We start from the raw sequence: 14,386 nt of genomic DNA, 5'->3' as shown, positions 1-14,386 counted from the left end.
GGGTAAGCGGAGGTCTGAATGCAAAGCTTTTCCCATGACACCTACCTTTCCCCTTTCAGCTGGCGTTATGCCGGCGAGCAGATGCGAACCATTTTCAGTGAAGAGCATAAACGCAAGCTGCTGCGGCGCATCTGGGTGGCCTTGGCCAAGGCTCAGGCTGAAGCAGGGTTGGTATCGCAACAGCAGCTTGATGAGCTGATTGCAAACCAGGACAACATCGACATCGAGCGGGCTACAGCGATTGAAGCCGAAATCCGCCATGACCTGATGGCTGAGATCAAGACCTATGCCGAGCAGTGTCCGAATGCCGGAGCGATCATCCACCTCGGGGCCACCAGCATGGACATTCTGGACAATATGGATGCCCTGCGCCTGAGGGAAGCTCTAGGGCTCGTAATCATCCAGACAAAAACACTGCTTGAAACGTTCATCAACAAAATGGAGGCCTATGCAGACCAACCTTGCATGGCCTTCACCCATATTCAGCCGGCAGAACCCACCACTGTCGGTTATCGCCTGGCACAGACCGCCCAGGACCTCGGCGAGGACCTGGAGGACCTGATTCGCATCCAGGCCTCGATCCGGGGCAAGGGCATGAAAGGTGCGGTGGGAACCAGTGCAAGTTATACGGAATTGCTCAAAGGAACCGGCATCACCGCCTCGCAACTTGAGGCTATGGTGATGCAGGACCTTGGCTTGAACGCCTATACGGCTGCAACCCAGGTCTATACCCGAAAGCAGGACCTCAGGATCGGACAAGCCCTCTCATCCCTGTGTGCAACCTTGTACAAGTTCTTCATCGATTTCCGTCTGCTGCAAAGCCCTCCGATCGGAGAGTGGAGCGAGCCCTTCGGTTCCAAGCAGGTAGGTTCTTCGGCCATGCCGTTCAAGCGCAATCCGATCAACAGTGAAAAAATCGACAGTCTCTGTCGTTTCGTGGAAGCACAGCAGGGTGTTCTCTGGCAGAATGCCGCCTCCACCTTGCTCGAACGCACCCTCGACGACAGCGCCAACCGTCGTCTGGTGCTGCCCGAACTCTTCTTATCAGTCGATGAGATTCTCAGCACCGCAGTCAAGGTGGTGCAGGGTATGCAGGTCCATATTGCCGGCATCGAGCGCAACCTGGCTTCCTACGGCATTTTTGCCGCAAGCGAGCGACTTCTGATGGAGCTGGGTAAAAGAGGGGCAAACCGTCAGGAAATGCACGAGCTTATCCGCGAGCACAGTCTCAAGGCATGGGCCGAAGTACAGGCCGGCAAGCCCAACACTCTCAAGCAGATGCTCTGCGAAGACAAGACGGTCCGTTCCTTTCTTCAAAAAGAAGCCATCGAAGTCCTGCTCGATGCCAAGGATTACACCGGGGACAGCGCAGAGCGCACCCGCAAGGTGATCGAGGAAATCAGGGAAGCGCTCAGCCGATAACGATCAAGCCGGCGAAAATCAGGTAGTAAAGCGCCATTCGCACATAGCGGATGAGGCTGGAGAGCAGGACATGGTGGACTTTGAGCTCTACGATGCCTGCAACGGTGCAGATGGTGGAAAACGGCAAGGGTGTCAGGCCGCTGATGACAATCGCCCAGATGCCGTACTTGGTGATCAGCTGCTCGGTGTGCGTACCCGACTGCTTCAGCACCCATCTCTTGAACAGGGGAATGAGACCCATCAGACGGCCGAACAGATAGGCACTGAAGGCTCCTGCCACCGAGGCGGTTCCCATCACCACAATCGCTAAAAGCGGATGCCACTCCATCACAAAAGGCCACATCAGGTCCACCGACAAGGGCAGGACGAAGAGGTCGACGATATAGACGTACAGGGCCACCCCTGAGACGCCAAAGTCTGTGATGAACCGCTGAACCACAGCATTCTGGTCCCACCCAAGTCGTTGGTAGAACTGAAAGCCGATGAAGTAGAGTGAAAATATGAAGAGCATGAGGACCAAGGTGCGCTTGAACAGCTTCTTGGTATCGAGGGACCCATCCGCCAACAGATAGGTCTCCTTTGAAAAGAGTGCTTTGACTCGTTCTTTCAATGTCATTGTATGAGATCCTTGCATGCAGAGAAAAAGGTTGTGCTACAGGCTTGCGCCGACCCTTGGAAAAGCGGGGCTTTGCCTCCTCCCTTGCCTTCAATGGCTGAAAGCAATGAGCTTTTGCCTGTGTTGAAGTCCAGCACTGCCGAAGCCTTCCCCTGGACGCCGATCAACCACAGCACTCCTCCCTCAACTTCCTTGGCTGCACAAAGGAGCAAATCCTCATGTTCCACCAAGGCTTGGGCGATATCCTTCATATCCATTTCTTCAGGAACATTCCAGTAGACCACCGGCACCATGCCTACCCTATCGGCTTTCTCCACCAAGGAACCGAGCAGAAGGGAGGCAATTGCCTGTTGTGCCTTTCTCAGTTCGCTTTTTACCAAGGCAGCTGAGGCAACTGCAGTTCTTGCGACATCAACCAAGCCATCCAGAGGGGAAGAAAAGAGCACACCCAGCTCCCTGGCCGCCGCCTCCGCCCTGCGAATCTCTTCTCGGGCGACTTTCCCCACGGTGAAAATAAGGCGGATGTGGCCGCGGATTTTCTCCTGTCCATAGTAGTGGAAAAGTTCTATTTCAGCAGTGCTGGCTGCATGCAGCCCTCCGCAGGCCACCGTATCGACATCGTCGACGACAACCAGACGCACTCCATCTCCCTCCACCTTGATCGATCTTCTCAGTCCCAGATTCTGCGCCGAGCTTTGGGTATGTACTTCGTAGTGCACAGGATGGTTCTGACGCACCACTGCATTCACCAAATCCTCCAGTTCAAAGCATGTTGCTTCTTCCACACCCGCTGCATCGGTTTCGATGGTGAGAACGCGTTCGCCTTGGTGGACGCTTACCGTCTGGATGCCAAAACGAGTGAATAAAAGACCGCTGGCCACGTGTTGAGCGGTGTGCATCTGCATAAAGTGGTAGCGATGATCCCAGTCAAGCTCGATGGTTACCTTCTCTCCAACACTGAACTTTTGCTCTACTACATGGTGGTATATGGTATGATCATCGTCCTTGGTTGTGTTCACGAGTTGAACACCTGAAATTAAGCCGATGTCACCACTCTGCCCTCCGCCTTCGGGGTAGCAGATGGTGGAGTCCAGAACAAGTGTGTTGTCAACGATGTCGACAATGGCAGCTGTATGCGTTTTCTGATAGGGCTTTTCGTAATACAGTGGATATGAGTGCATGTATTTCCTTCCAATTCATTTTTGCATGGTCAAGTAGTCGTCCACCGGCAGGGCGGTATCGGCAACAGGCAGGTGAAACCGGTATTTGATCGCGATCAGGCGGATGATGAACACCGTGCTGCTGGCGATCAGAAATTTGGGAAAAATCCCCAAGTCTGTCATTTCAAGAATCAGATAGAGTATGCCTCCGATCAACGATGCGGTGGCATAAAAGTCACTGGTCAGGACGGTTGGTACCGAACGGCTCATGATGTCTCGGACCACTCCACCTCCTACGGCTGAGAAGACACCGCAGAGCACCTGCCCTACCGGGCCTATGCCGTACATGGCCCCTTTTGCCACCCCCAGGGCGGTAAAGACTCCCAAGCCAAGGGAATCGGCAAAGAGAATGACCCTCCACTTCCCGACAAATTTCGGAGCAAGGAAAAAGACTGCCAGCCCGGTGCCTACACAGGTGAGAATATAGGCACTGTCGGTCAGTGCGGCAACCGGGGTTGCCCCGATGAGCATGTCGCGAAACATGCCGCCACCGCAACCGACGGTGCAGGCGAACACCACCACCCCAAGGATGTCGAGTTTACAGCGTACACCCTTTACAGCCCCGGTTATGGCGAAGATGAAGGTTCCGAACAGGTCGAAGATGTACATAATGGTAAGTTCCAGTTCCATGGCTCGAGACTATCACCAAACCAAGACTTGTCCAAGACAGCGAACTGTACTATCTTTGGTAAAGTAATGAGGAGTCGACTATGGCAATCATAAAATCTGCATGGGAACTTGCGCTGGAAAAGACAGAAAAACTCCAGGTGGACCCAGTGAAGATCAAGCGGGACCTGAAGGTCAAGGAAGGAAGACAGCTGGCAGGAACCTTCCTCAGCCATATAGATGCAACCAAGGAAGGCACCAAGAAACAGTATGATGCTGTTCCCGCAGAGGAGAAGGAAGCATTCAAGGAAGGAATGGCTCTCACCATGCTTTCCAATCTTGCACTTCCCAGAAATACTGCGTTCAAGGAGAACTTTGCGAAGGTCCTCGACCTTGGCATGATTCTTGGAGAGGGCAACGAGCAGCTTGAGCAGCTGCTTGGGCAGCTTGAAGGATTTTTCAGCCAATACTTGGAGAACCAAGAGGACTTGGTTGAGCGGATGAAACAGCAGTTTGCTCCCGCTCTCCAACAGAAAGAGGCTCAGCTGCGCAAGCAGTACGGTCCCAACTTCACCCTCAGGCCCGAACAGGACCCGGAGTTCATGAAGCTGCTGGACAAACAACTCTCCCAGCTTGACGACCAGTACACCAATATCCTGACCCAAGCCAAGGCCCAGATCAAGGATTTGTTGGGTATCCAGTAAAAAGCACAAACCAGTGACGTGAAGCCTGCCTTATCGGCAGGTTTCTTTTTGTCTGGAAATGGTAGAAGTTCATATCACATCTTCCACCGCTCTCCTGTCAGAAGCAGCACCTTACTTCGTTCATGTCTCTTGTCACAGCTGAGGGTGTGCCATAGGCATCTTTTCCATCACTTCCTCAATTGCCTTCAAATTCCTGCGATTTCTCTCTGTCACAAGTGATGCAGGCCGATTACTAAACCGGTTAAAACTTGTGATATGTGAGATGTTGCTGGTAGATGTTATATATCGCTTCTTCTTACATATGACATTCTCTAATTTCTTTCAATATAATAAATTATATCATTTACTATATTGACATCTTCTCACATCTTACGTATTCTTCAAGTGCAACAACGGTAAAAAGGAGAGAACAGATGAAGAAGTTAGCAACCATTATAACAACCATCATCCTGATGGCCCTGCTCTCTTCCTCCCTCTTTGCTGCAGGCACGAATGAAACCACGGTCTTGAGACTGGCCGCCTACGTTCCCGAAAGAACCACCTTCATCGCCGATGAGTTCGGATTTCTGGTTGCCTCCAACGCATACAACTTCACCTACTCGATGTACGAGCAGGGAATGGAGAGGACACTGTTTGTAGTTGCCAATTAAAGAGTTCTCAGAAAGCGCGTCCGGACAGACAAGCTTGCATATAGTTAGAAGCCAGTGTTGCGGGAAACATCACTGGCTTCTCTTTTTGTGCATCACCTACGGTACATTAATGCGCAATATATTTAGTAAGCTTTCCCTTCCCAAGAACAAAAATCATATTCTTATCGAGTAATCGCTTGAGTAGGACCCCTGCCTGGGTTTGGGAAATACCAAGAAAAGTTTGTAGGTCTTTTCTTTGAATGCTCCCTTTGCTTTTGATGTACTGATAGGCTTCATACAGCCCTTCACTCTCTCCAACATGTTCTACCAAGTAGTTCCTATTAGGGAGCGTTACTTTAAAAGCATTCGGGCTTGTTTCTATTACCGGTTTACATGATGACTTTGCATACTGTTCGAAGATACGAGGAAAGCCTGTACCATAGGCTTCAATTATTCCCAAAAGATGCAGGACACGTGCTAGGTACTCATTCCGGCTTAGGGAAATACCCAACTTCAAGTCTTCCAGGCTCACGTCAGACACCAGCCCACCAAACGTGATATATTCCAATCGATCGTCAAACACATGAAGAAGAGTTGCTGCGCTGCTGGCGTATTCGCGGTGCACATAGCAATTAAGGAGAGCTTCACGAAGCGCTAATGGTGGATAGTCATAGCTATCAATGCGGATAAGCCCAGGAAATTCCGAACGAATCCTGTTGTACTGTTGTACATATTCTCCTACTTCCTGAAGCTGTGTGAGCAATGAACCTGAAAATTCTCTTCTATCCCTAAAAATAGAAAAATCAGTGCCTTGGAAAATTGCCACTTTCGTCGTATGTTCGCATTGATCGGAGAGCAGCAACCCAAGATTTGTAAAGCGACCCTCCCCATCTCGGATATGAAGGGTTTTCTGATGAGTTTCTTCGAAAGGAATACGGCGTTCTGCAAACAACCGGGTTGCCTGTAAAAATGTAAGCGCTTGATTTGCTGAAACCTCGAGCTCGTATCGTCGGTGATCTGTTTCTATAATCATCATTCGTATTGTATCCATACTAGCCATAACAGTGGAAGAGCCTTGTCGAACAAATACACCTCGAGGGCTTAACCCCTTATGTTTCAATGCGTAAGGACGCTGAGTACCCCTGCTTACTCTCACTTCAAGTATTATGGTTGAATCGATTTGCTTTTGGTTATAGGAAACAAACCGCGTAATATCAGGGACTATTGAATCTCGAATCATATTGGTCAATCGAGGAAGCACCAAATCAATGGGCAAAGTTCCAACCAAAGAAGAATCATCATTGACTCCGTAAATAATAGTTCCACCTTTTGTATTGGCAAATGCCACTATTGTTTTAAGTGAATCATCAGTTAACTCACGTTTCAATTCCAGAGTTTCAGATTCTACATACATCCTGTCTACACCTTTTATTAATCTTTTCTTATCTAACTTTTTCTATTATATACTAACCTTTCTATCTTTTCAACTCAAAAGAAGATTCCTATAACCCGATGAGACTTGGCTTCTGTTTATAAAACAGGAGGAATACTTCTTGAAGCTTATATTCCCTTCGGATTCTCAGGTGTCGGGAGAAGCAGCTGCATCAGGACCAGGCTTCTGTATGTACCGAACTTGTACCCTGCTTCCTTGACCACACCGATAGATTCGAACCCGGCCTTTTCGTGCAGATGGATGGATGCGGTATTCTCTGAATCAATCGCTCCGACCATGCAGTGGTACTGCTGTTCGATGGCTTTCTCGATCAAGGCAGTGAGAATGATCTTCCCAAGGCCCTTGCCTCGATGTTCCTTGCGAACATGGATTGAGTGCTCGATGGTATACAGATACCCGGAACTTGACCTGAAGGAGCCGTAGGTCCCGAAAGCAAGTAAGACATCCTGATCATCCACCAGGCCGATGACGGGATATCCACTCTGCTCCTTTGCATCGAACCAGGTGCTCATGTATGCCTGATTACGCTCATGGGTTTCAAACATGGCAGTGGAAGTCTTGATGACATCGTTGTACATGGCCAGGATCTGGTCGGCATAGGATCGGGAGCATTCGATAAGGTGCATTGGAGGCCTCCTAACATCCAATCCTAGTGAATTGGCAGCGTACTTGGCAAGAATTATCCCTTATAACGAGAGAAAGCCGCCCTGCTCAACAGGACGGCCTTCCTCGTAGACACATGAGAATAATGGTTACTTCCAGTACTTCTCCATCCGCTTCACCAACGATGCCCTATAGGCTTCCCAATCGGTGATGGGCTTGGAGGCAAGTCCTTCTTCACAGGCAGCCTTGGCAACAGCTACGGCTTCCCATTCGATGACACGGGGATCGAACGGCTTGGGAACAATGTAGTTGCGGCCGAAGCTGAACTTCTGTCCACCGTATGCCTTCTCGACCGAAGCCGGTACCGGCTCCTTGGCAAGGGCGGCCAGAGCCTTGGCAGCCGCCATCTTCATGCCTTCGCTGATGATGACCGAACGTACATCCAGAGCACCGCGGAAGATGAAGGGGAAGCCAAGGACGTTGTTGATCTGGTTCGGATAGTCGCTTCTTCCGGTTGCCATGATCAGGTCGCTGCGGGTGGCCATGGCCAGCTCGTAGCCGATCTCAGGATTGGGATTGGACATGGCGAAGACCACAGGGTCGGCGGCCATGGAGAGCAGCATCTCAGGCGTTACACAGTCGGCGACGGAGAGGCCCATGAATACATCGGCTCCCACCATTGCATCGGCGAGGGTGCGTGCACTGCCTTCGGTGGCGAACTCCTGTTTCTCGGGTGTCATTCCGGCTGTCCTACCCTTGTAGACAACACCCTTGCTGTCAAGCATGGTGACATGCTCGCGCTTCACGCCGGCTGCAACAAACATCTTTGCACAGCTGATGCCGGCAGCCCCGGCTCCATTGACAACAATCTTGATGTCCTCAATCTTTTTCCCTATGATTTCACAACTGTTCATCAGGCCTGCGGTTGCGATGATGGCGGTTCCATGCTGGTCGTCGTGGAAAATGGGGATGTTGCACTGCTTGATCAGCTCCTGCTCGATCTTGAAGCATTCAGGGCCCTTGATGTCCTCGAGGTTCACACCACCAAAGGTCGGGCTCATTGCCTTGACCATGGCGATGATCTTATCGGGATCTTTCTCATCCAGCTCGATGTCGAACACATCGATGTCTGCAAATCTCTTGAACAGGACTCCCTTGCCCTCCATGACAGGCTTGCTTGCCAGGGCCCCGCGGTCACCGAGACCGAGGATGGCAGTCCCGTTGGAAATGACGGCAACCAGGTTTCCCTTGGAGGTGTACTTGTAGGCATCCTCGGGGTTGGCCTCGATGGCCAAAACAGGCTTTGCAACACCGGGGGTGTAGGCCAGGCCGAGATCGGCAGCTGTCTGGCAGGGTTTGGAAGGAACAACCGAGACCTTTCCCGGGACTCCATCCATCATGTGGTAATCAAGCGCGCGCTTGGTCAAATCGTCTTGCATTTTGTATTTCTCCTTTTCCTTATTTCTTCTCAAAATCCCACTTGTAATTCATCTTGTACCGATCGCGCAGGGTTACCATGACCTTCTGCAGGGAAGGAGGAACGGGACAGCCGTGCTCCTTGCGGAACTGGTAGGAGAGGTACTCCTTCTCACCTGCGGTGAAAATGTAATCCTCACCCGGTGCCTTCTTGCTCTCACGCAGCTCACGGCAGATGGTGCCTGCAATGCGCTTGAAGGTGTTCAGACCCATGAAGTGCTCGGGATCGATGGCGATGAAGAAGTGCCCCAGCGGATACGGGATCGGCTTGTGGTTCTCGTCAAAACCGTTGAGCGCCTTCATCCAGGCACCGTCCTGCAAGGCGGCGGAGAGGATCTCTACCACGGTTGCATACCCAAAGCCCTTGTAGCCGCCGGTAACCTCGCCGATGCCTCCAAGCGGAGTAAGGGCGGCCTTGCCGGTCGTCAGGTCTTCGAGTACCTGCTGCGTATCGGTCCTGGTCTTCCCTTCGTTGTCAAGAACCCAACCCGGAGGAAGGTCCTTGCCTGCTCTTCCATATACCTCGATCTTGCCTCTTTGCGAAACGCTTGTGGCGCAGTCGAGGACAAAGGGGAACTCTTCGTCGGTAGGCAGACCGAACGTCAGGGGATTGGTTCCCAGCATGTTCTCAACACCGTGGGTCGGAGCAATGGAGGGACGTGCGTTGGTACCGGTGATACCCAGCATGCCGGCCTTGGTCGCCATGGTGGCGAAGTAGCCTGCAATACCGTAGTGGTTGGAGTTGCGTACCACAACCATGCCCAAACCATACTTCTTTGCCTTCTCAATGGCCATTTCCATTGCACGGTAGCCTGCGACGTGGCCCATGCCGTTGTGTGCATCCAGTACGACGGTGGCATCCTGGTCCTTGATCACCTCGATCTCGGTGACAGGATTCATAATGCCCATATCGATGCGGTCGATGTAAATCGGCTTCAAGCGCCCGATTCCATGGCTGTCGATTCCCCGCTTGTCACTCTCGATGAGGACATCGCCGATGATCTTTGCATCAGCGGCAGGAACTCCTGCGTGAACCAGGGCTTCTTCCATGAAAGCCTCAAGTTCCTCAAAGCTGACCCAAGCGCAATCCTTATACTGCTCGGCATACTCATCCATATACTTCATTCGGTACTCCTCCTACACCTATGTAGTTGCTATTTGTATTGCAAGACCCTCAGGGATCTCCATTTGCTTGACTATCTCGCCGCCCTTCTCATCGGTGACCAGAACATCGACCTGATCAAGACCTACTGTCTTGAAATTCGACACCACCCCGATCTTGTTCGCTGCCGCCACTACGATCACCGTTCCTACGGTGTGCTCGATCATGGCACGGGTGGTCTCGGCCTCCTCCAGAATGGGGGTGGTAAGGCCTGCCGAGGGCGAAAAACCGTCGACACCGATGATTGCCTTGTTCGCATAGACCTGGTTGACCAGAAACGATGAAAGGGAGCCTGAAACAGAGTGGCTTCGACTTCTATACACGCCGCCTGCAAGAATGAGACGGATGTGCTCGCTCTCCTTGCACAGCCAAATGGCATCGATGTTGTTGGTGACGATGGTCACTTTCTTTTGGAGGGCAACCACCGCACGGATTACTTCGAACGTGGTCGACCCGCTGTTGATGTACAGAGTGTCGCCCTCTTCGACCATGGCTGCCACGGTCTGTCCGATGACTTCCTTCTCTTTGGGGAACTCTGATGCCTTTTGCAGGTAATCGGGCTCGACAGGAAGGTTTCTTCTGGCTGTCGCACCCCCGTGGGTCCGCTCCACAAGCCCTTTCTTCTCAAGCTGGTCGAGGTCGCGGCGGATGGTAAGTTCACTCACTCCAAGCTCTTCGGCCAGCTGACTGACGGTGACCGTACCTTCGGTCTTGATCAGGTTGAGAATGTACTGCTGTCTGCTGGCAGGAATGGTTGACATGAACACTTCCTTGAATGTTTTTGTACTTTTTACCCGTTACAGCTTCATAATACAATCAAAAACATTCAGATGTCAACGTGATTATCTGAAAGAATGTAAGAAAAACGTTCAAGAAGGTTCAATATATGGTGTAGGAAGGAAATCCATAGTGGGTGATGGAGGAAAACGAGAATCCGACATAGGGGACGATATTGCCAGCCCACCCTCCTATTCGCTTTCCATCCAGAAAACGGAGAAGCGAAACATCGGAAAAGAAACCTGCAACAAGGGCCACATCCAGCGAGCCGGAACTGCCGAGCCTGAAGCGTGAGCCGGCATCCAGGCCAAGCCCAAGCTGAACCTCATCACTGCCTCCGGGCACCTGTTGTTCGATCTCATTGAAGGATAGCCCTACGGAAACATGCCCCTCCACTCCCCCGGCCAAAACCGAGCGAAAAGCCGGGCCTATGAAGAACGCCATACGGGTAACCGAGTCTGCGAACGTTGTGGATACCTTGGTCACCATACCGGTTCCTTGGTAGGGTGTGTACAAGAAATAGGCTATGTCCAGACCGTAGGATACATCGGTGCCTAAAGCCGAGCCGTAATGCACACCTGTTGCGAAGCTGGTGTTCAGATGCCGCTCGCTGCCAATCGCAGAAAGTGGAGCCAAGTAGGCAAAGCCCAAGCATAAGAGAAGCAGCATTCGTCTCATCATCATTACTCCTTGTAAAGAATCCTCACTATTCCCCCTTGATTATCGAAAAGAAAACTGGTATGGTCAACATTGCCTAACGCATGGTGCCATACCCAAGCGGTAAGGGAAAGGTCTGCAAAACCTTGATGCATCGGTTCGAATCCGATTGGCACCTCTTAAGAGAGCCGCTGAATATCCAGCGGCTCTTTTGTATTTCAGGAAAGCCTTCTTACTTCCTAGCCGACATGGGATTGGATGTCTCTTGTCCTTGCAAAATCAACACCCGAGCAATCATACATCAGCAATATTCCAAAAGATTTCAATATTTCTTATCCTATGTTCGTTTGCGAACAGACGACTGCTTTGCCCGAGCCTATAATCAAACTACGGGATACTGAATCCTTGGCTTATGAACCAATCATTTCACACTCCCCGGTTGTAGGTAGTAATCAGACTGTAGGTTCTGATGTGTAATCGGAATCCAAACATTGGAGAAAGAATTATGGGCGTCTCAAAAATTATCGGAATCATCTTGTTCTTCGGGGGATTGGCACTTGTGGTCGGTGGTATATTCGCCACCCGTTCATTGGGTGACTCAGTACGCACCTTTTTAGGAATGGGCTTAACAAAAGACACTCTCTGGTATTTCATTGGTGGAGCTGCAGCAGTAGTAACCAGCCTGATACTCCTGATGAGTGGAAGATCCTAATACCCTATGAAAAATCGGTATTAGTCTGGAGGAATACAATGCAGATAAAAAGATATCTATCAGTAAGCCTATTACTGTTGGCGATGGCATGTTTGCCTGCGCTCGATCTTCCTTCCGGTCAAGTATCAGATGCAGGCAATGCCACCATCAGTGGTTCGAACGGATACATCGTCATTCCCAGCGCAGAAACAGCCTGGAGTGGGAAACGAACATCCATCACGACTGGCTACTCAGGAATCTTCGCCGGCTCCTATGCGCACGTCCCGTACATCCAAATGGGATTTGCAGGAAACCTGGAAATGAGCCTGGCAGTGGATATTTCTGATCAGGTTGACCTGTTGCTCGGTGGAAAGTGGAGAATTGCACGGGGACAGAACAGTTCCCTGACATTCGGTGTGGTTGGACAGCTGCTGAACGCTACCACTACAACCAACCTGGCGGCACAACTCTATTTGGCATCGACATTCAACAGCACCTTCATCGAATGGCCTTCAAAGACAACCCTTCTGATCGGCTATACCTTCGATGGGCCATTAACAAGCAATATTGATTTTGGAGTGGGGTACCAAACGCCATTCATGCCTGAAGCACTCAACCGCAAAATCGACTTCTTGGTTGACTTTGGCAACGCCTCGTACAGCGCATCCCCCAGTGGAGGCAATGCACAATCCCGCGGAATGCTCAATATGGGGTTGAGATTACGTCCAGTCCAGTTCATGAAAGTTGCCTACATATCCGTCGATATACGATTGTTGGACATATTTGATGCCCAAGGAAGAGCCTTGAGTGCAAGCGTAGCAATCTCGTACCTGGCTCAATAGTCCATGCACACATACAAAGTATTTCTCAGAGTGCTGCAGACTACGAACTGCATGCACCATCTGGATGTCCTACGAATAGGGGGGCTCTTGTCGAGTCCCTATTTTTAATAGGGAATATACATCTATCTACTTGAAGAATTTACCTCAATAGGGTTCAAGAAGTCCTCTCCTCTCAACCAGCGATCCAATGCATATTTGCTGAAACGCCAGTTTCTTCCAACTTTCTGGCAAGGGATTTTACCTTTACGCGCGAGCACATAAATAGTGGACTCTGCTATCTTGAGATAGGCAGAACACTCTTGCAGGGTTAACACTTCATCTTTTATTGGTAACATAGTGTACAGTATCAGCTATGATTTGCAAACAATCAACTACTATCATCTAAATTGTTAAATTTATTTGTAATTGTCTAAATTAGCTTGTATTTGATGATTATGCACTTTTAGAAATGTTTTTTAATGATATTTGATATTTATTATTGTTTATTGATGGTATTTGATTGACAATATCAGTCTATTGTTATACTATTGTAGTTGAGAAGGAGTCTTTAAATCATACGGATTCCTCCCATAGCATCTGATTACCAACCCTTACCTGGGAACAGACAATCAGAAGCCACGAACACAAATACCAACAGTTTTGTATCCAAGGCAAAGGTCCTTGCAGCCAACACTCTGGCACAGTTTTCATCAGGAACGTAGGAACCGCCGGTCATTACCCAAGTTCCAGCATCATCCTCTTCTACTTTATATTCAGTACATAATTGGCTTGATGATCTGGAGCATGCAGTGTCACCCACCCCCCCGATAGAAAGAACGGAGATGCGCGCTAGACTGCAGAGGTTCGGTTCCAAACACCTTGAGTTTCCCAAAATCTATAGCAAACAACTATATGGCAAACAAATAATCTGGATATTTCCAGAATGTTGTCAACACCCGGGAGGTTTGATATGCACAAAAAATTACTCGTTCTCATTCTCGCAGTCATGGTTGTTTTTGCAGGCTTTCTCAGCGCAGAAGAAGCCGCAGAAGAAGAATACGCACCAAGTAAATTTGATATCGGGGTAATCATGAACTATTCGTATGCCGATCTTCAGGAGCAGAACTTCAACGCCTATGTGCCTGCACTCCGCTTCCAATTGAACGTGAAGCCTTGGCTTGGATTTTCTGTAACCGGATACTCCAGAGGTCAAGAGTATCTCTCGTTGGTGGCAGAAGTGGTGCTGCGCGCCCCCCTTGGTATCATTGAACCTTATTTCGCAACGGGCCCAGGGTATTTGTTGGCCTTTACCGATGACGCTTCGGAAAGCGGGACGAGCAACTTCGCCTACAATTTCCGTGCAGGCTTCGATATCAACATAACTGATTGGCTCTCTGTCGGACCTGGCATTACGCTCTTGATCCCGGATGTCAACGACTTCTTCAACAATATCTCGACGCTGGACAAGCAATATCTGAAAGACACTTGTCTCATCGGAGTTGGTGCAAAATTGCGATTCTAACATAAGGATCCAGTGACTCTACCAAGT

16 protein-coding genes and 1 tRNA gene are annotated in these 14,386 nt (G+C 50.2%); 7 read left to right on the top strand and 10 right to left on the bottom strand.

From position 1 onward, the window contains the following. Positions 1–18 precede the first annotated feature (18 nt). Positions 19–1,422, top strand: coding sequence for an adenylosuccinate lyase (gene purB, locus MUG09_RS03765; protein WP_244773734.1), 1,404 nt, complete (start codon positions 19–21; stop codon positions 1,420–1,422). Here purB and MUG09_RS03760 read toward each other — a convergent pair. The 3 genes from MUG09_RS03760 to MUG09_RS03750 are packed head-to-tail and all read right to left on the bottom strand — an operon-like array spanning position 1,412 to position 3,888. Beyond that, on the bottom strand, positions 1,412–2,038 hold the full coding sequence (locus MUG09_RS03760) for a VTT domain-containing protein (RefSeq protein WP_244773732.1): 627 nt from the start codon (positions 2,036–2,038) through the stop codon (positions 1,412–1,414). The two genes, purB and MUG09_RS03760, sit on opposite strands and share 11 nt — an antisense overlap. Beyond that, complete coding sequence (locus MUG09_RS03755) at positions 2,035–3,219, bottom strand: alanine--tRNA ligase-related protein (protein WP_244773730.1); 1,185 nt, start codon at positions 3,217–3,219, stop codon at positions 2,035–2,037. Before MUG09_RS03755 ends, MUG09_RS03760 begins: the two co-directional genes overlap by 4 nt. Before the next feature lie 15 nt (positions 3,220–3,234). Then, positions 3,235–3,888 (bottom strand): trimeric intracellular cation channel family protein, encoded by a 654-nt coding sequence (locus MUG09_RS03750; protein ID WP_244773728.1) that lies wholly within the window; start codon positions 3,886–3,888, stop codon positions 3,235–3,237. A gap of 80 nt (positions 3,889–3,968) precedes the next feature. Here MUG09_RS03750 and MUG09_RS03745 point away from each other — a divergent pair, with 80 nt between their 5' ends. Together MUG09_RS03745 and MUG09_RS03740 are read left to right on the top strand one after the other, a co-directional pair. Further along, entirely contained in the window at positions 3,969–4,568 is a 600-nt protein-coding gene (locus tag MUG09_RS03745; protein WP_244773726.1) for a DUF6657 family protein, read from the top strand. Between the two features lie 413 nt (positions 4,569–4,981). Continuing rightward, a complete protein-coding gene (locus tag MUG09_RS03740) occupies positions 4,982–5,218 on the top strand; it encodes a hypothetical protein (RefSeq protein ID WP_244773724.1) in 237 nt (78 codons plus the stop codon). Between the two features lie 106 nt (positions 5,219–5,324). Here the strand turns inward: MUG09_RS03740 and MUG09_RS03735 are convergent, their stop codons facing one another. From MUG09_RS03735 to MUG09_RS03710, 6 genes are all read right to left on the bottom strand, one after another. Continuing rightward, positions 5,325–6,611, bottom strand: coding sequence for an RNA-binding domain-containing protein (locus MUG09_RS03735; RefSeq protein WP_244773723.1), 1,287 nt, complete (start codon positions 6,609–6,611; stop codon positions 5,325–5,327). 146 nt (positions 6,612–6,757) lie between these two features. Beyond that, complete coding sequence (locus MUG09_RS03730) at positions 6,758–7,276, bottom strand: GNAT family N-acetyltransferase (protein ID WP_244773721.1); 519 nt, start codon at positions 7,274–7,276, stop codon at positions 6,758–6,760. Between the two features lie 126 nt (positions 7,277–7,402). After that, complete coding sequence (locus MUG09_RS03725; RefSeq protein ID WP_244773719.1) at positions 7,403–8,692, bottom strand: malic enzyme-like NAD(P)-binding protein; 1,290 nt, start codon at positions 8,690–8,692, stop codon at positions 7,403–7,405. Between the two features lie 19 nt (positions 8,693–8,711). Further along, complete coding sequence (locus tag MUG09_RS03720; protein ID WP_244773717.1) at positions 8,712–9,854, bottom strand: Ldh family oxidoreductase; 1,143 nt, start codon at positions 9,852–9,854, stop codon at positions 8,712–8,714. Positions 9,855–9,872: 18 nt separating this feature from the next. Further along, on the bottom strand, positions 9,873–10,652 hold the full coding sequence (locus MUG09_RS03715; RefSeq protein WP_244773715.1) for a DeoR/GlpR family DNA-binding transcription regulator: 780 nt from the start codon (positions 10,650–10,652) through the stop codon (positions 9,873–9,875). 118 nt (positions 10,653–10,770) lie between these two features. Continuing rightward, positions 10,771–11,346 carry a hypothetical protein gene (locus tag MUG09_RS03710; RefSeq protein WP_244773713.1) on the bottom strand — a complete coding sequence of 192 codons (576 nt, stop codon included), beginning with the start codon at positions 11,344–11,346 and terminating at the stop codon, positions 10,771–10,773. Positions 11,347–11,431: 85 nt separating this feature from the next. On the opposite strand from MUG09_RS03710, the gene MUG09_RS03705 reads away from it, so the two are divergent. The 3 genes from MUG09_RS03705 to MUG09_RS03695 all read left to right on the top strand — a co-directional run bounded on the left by MUG09_RS03705 (position 11,432) and on the right by MUG09_RS03695 (position 12,858). Next, positions 11,432–11,503, top strand: a tRNA-Cys gene (locus tag MUG09_RS03705). A 327-nt stretch (positions 11,504–11,830) separates the two neighbouring features. Continuing rightward, positions 11,831–12,037, top strand: coding sequence for a DUF3185 family protein (locus tag MUG09_RS03700; protein WP_244773711.1), 207 nt, complete (start codon positions 11,831–11,833; stop codon positions 12,035–12,037). A gap of 38 nt (positions 12,038–12,075) precedes the next feature. Continuing rightward, a complete protein-coding gene (locus tag MUG09_RS03695; protein WP_244773709.1) occupies positions 12,076–12,858 on the top strand; it encodes a hypothetical protein in 783 nt (260 codons plus the stop codon). Positions 12,859–12,980: 122 nt separating this feature from the next. On the opposite strand, the gene MUG09_RS03690 is transcribed toward MUG09_RS03695, so the two are convergent. Further along, a complete protein-coding gene (locus MUG09_RS03690; RefSeq protein WP_244773707.1) occupies positions 12,981–13,193 on the bottom strand; it encodes a helix-turn-helix domain-containing protein in 213 nt (70 codons plus the stop codon). A 614-nt stretch (positions 13,194–13,807) separates the two neighbouring features. Between MUG09_RS03690 and MUG09_RS03685 the strand changes: the two genes are divergently transcribed. After that, the gene (locus MUG09_RS03685; RefSeq protein WP_244773706.1) at positions 13,808–14,359 is read left to right on the top strand and encodes a hypothetical protein; all 552 of its coding nucleotides are present in this window, start codon (positions 13,808–13,810) and stop codon (positions 14,357–14,359) included. Positions 14,360–14,386 lie beyond the last annotated feature (27 nt).

The sequence above is a fragment of the Sphaerochaeta associata genome (assembly GCF_022869165.1).
GTDB lineage: Bacteria > Spirochaetota > Spirochaetia > Sphaerochaetales > Sphaerochaetaceae > Sphaerochaeta > Sphaerochaeta associata.
The sequence above is the reverse complement of the archived record's forward strand: the minus strand, read 5'-3'. Positions and strand labels throughout refer to the sequence as shown.